Raw genomic sequence first — 1,980 nt, forward strand, 5'->3', positions numbered from 1 at the left:
CTATCAACGAGTAGCACACTATGACCCTGAAGTTGTAGCCCACGTGCCAAATGCGTGGCTATCGTGGTCTTGCCGCTGCCGCCTTTTTGGTTCAGTACTGCGATTACTTTCATGGTAAAGGCCTTATGATGATTATATATTCATACACTCAAATGAGTAAGTACTCATATAAGTATATTATCGCAAAGGGCTAGTAAGCACAACTGAAAGTATTGAGCTTATTAGTATTGGACAGGTCTTGCTATTAAACCGATATGACACGTAGTAAAATGCACTGCTTAATAGCACTATGCGTGTCTAGCGAATAATTTGTATGCTAGTAGCACTATATTTGAAATAGGAGACGATCATGATTAAGTGTCATTTATCAACAATAATGGGTGAAAAGCGCCTTAAAATTGCAGATGTTGCAAGAGAAACTTCTATCAACAGAGGCACAATCACGCGTATGTATCATGAAGAAGCCACTCGAGTAGATTTAGAAGTGATTGAAAAGCTATGCCGCTATTTTGAAATTGAGGTAGGCGACCTATATGAGCTTGTTGACAATCCAGAAATATAACTTCTAAAAATACAAAATAATCTACAGTAGGTTATTTTATCTTGCAATGAGTCAAAATGCGTGTATAATTTTACCTGTAGCAGGACATTTAATTAATTAAAAAATCTAATTAACCTACAGGAGGTTATTATGTATACGTCAGCGCAGCAACCAACAACGTCATCTTGGTTTGATCACAATGTGAAGGTTTTAACCAAGCAACTTATTGAAAACTTACAAATACAGCAAGGTTCACAGCTGGCCAAAATATTGGGCGTGAATCCGATTTTCTATAATGATGAGGCGCTTCATGTATGGGTACAGCGCCAGATAGATGAGGGGTTAATCGTTGATGATGAGGCGATTGGTGTGCTTGAGGCGGCGTTTATTGATTTAATGAATGCTAAAGAAGCTGTATAAATACTTGATTAAAAGAACGAGCAAAGTTTAGCTGATCAAACTAGTAGCTAAACTTTACTCATGTTTTTACACATTATTTTAAAACTTGAAATAAATGAAAAGGCTTTGTGCTTTCAGCAAGTTGAAATAGCAATGGAGTTATATCAGCTTTTCTAAGATTAATTTTTTTAGCAATATCGTCTAGGCTCATTCCTTCTGAAGTTAACTCACTAGTTATTGTATTGAGTACTTGGGAAGTCTCTCTATCCATTGGATAAGGCTCTGACTTACGATAATTATATTTTGCTATTTCTGGGCAGAGCACTCTTGTATAAACCCACTCACTTATGAACCCTAGCTTATGCATTCTATATGCCAGTGCTACTAAAGATACGCCGAACACTTTTTTCAGCTCAATAAGATTGTTGATGGTAGGATTTACATGTCTATATTCCATTAATGCAACTTCGGGCATCAAGAACGCAGATGCAAACTCATCTGCACATCTTTCGACTACTTTTGAATCCAAGTCTTCATCAAGTGATTTACTAAAACTTTCAGACATTTTCATACTGTATATGTCTCTAACTAAATGACCTAGTTCGTGACATGCATCAAAACGACTTCTCTCCATAGTTTTTTGGTTATTAAGAAAGATAAAAGGTGTGTCATCATACCAAACGCTAAAAGCATCAATATATTCCGATTTTACAAAAATAGAAAAAATACGTATACCTTTTGACTCTAATAGAGCAATTAAGTTCCCAATAGGTTTATCACCCAGGCCCCAGTCGTAACGGAGCGAATTAGCCGCTTCTTCAGGAGATAGATGAGATAAATCAGGAAGTTCTGATTGAACAAGTTCAAACTCCTCTTCAAACCAATCATTAAGCATAAAGCCAGTAATGCCATAAGTTAAAGCTTCGGCTTTGACTTTCTTAGTCATTCTAGAACGAGATCTAAAACTAACACTATGTTCATCAATGATTGGTAAGTCACTACCTTTAAAAAAATCGATAGGGAAGCTTAGCACCCTTGAA

4 protein-coding genes are annotated in these 1,980 nt (G+C 36.4%); 2 read left to right on the plus strand and 2 right to left on the minus strand.

What is annotated here, in order from left to right; genetic code table 11:
* Positions 1 to 113 (minus strand): AAA family ATPase (locus ACS8FC_RS13905; protein ID WP_439297195.1); only part of this gene is annotated, 113 nt, incomplete at its 3' end.
* Between the two features lie 236 nt (positions 114 to 349).
* Here ACS8FC_RS13905 and ACS8FC_RS13910 point away from each other — a divergent pair.
* The gene (locus ACS8FC_RS13910; protein ID WP_025643759.1) at positions 350 to 562 is read left to right on the plus strand and encodes a helix-turn-helix domain-containing protein; all 213 of its coding nucleotides are present in this window, start codon (positions 350 to 352) and stop codon (positions 560 to 562) included.
* A gap of 129 nt (positions 563 to 691) precedes the next feature.
* Complete coding sequence (locus ACS8FC_RS13915) at positions 692 to 961, plus strand: hypothetical protein (RefSeq protein WP_025643761.1); 270 nt, start codon at positions 692 to 694, stop codon at positions 959 to 961.
* 73 nt (positions 962 to 1,034) lie between these two features.
* Here the strand turns inward: ACS8FC_RS13915 and ACS8FC_RS13920 are convergent.
* The coding region (locus ACS8FC_RS13920; RefSeq protein ID WP_439297194.1) for an ImmA/IrrE family metallo-endopeptidase at positions 1,035 to 1,980 on the minus strand (946 nt) is incomplete at its 5' end.

Source organism: Psychrobacter sp. 1Y4, assembly GCF_051847555.1.

Bases quoted from the DNA above. Each gene is read 5' to 3' on its own strand.
- ACS8FC_RS13910 (WP_025643759.1), top strand. From the start codon at position 350: ATGATTAAGTGTCATTTATCAACAATAATGGGTGAAAAGCGCCTTAAA.
- ACS8FC_RS13915 (WP_025643761.1), top strand. From the start codon at position 692: ATGTATACGTCAGCGCAGCAACCAACAACGTCATCTTGGTTTGATCAC.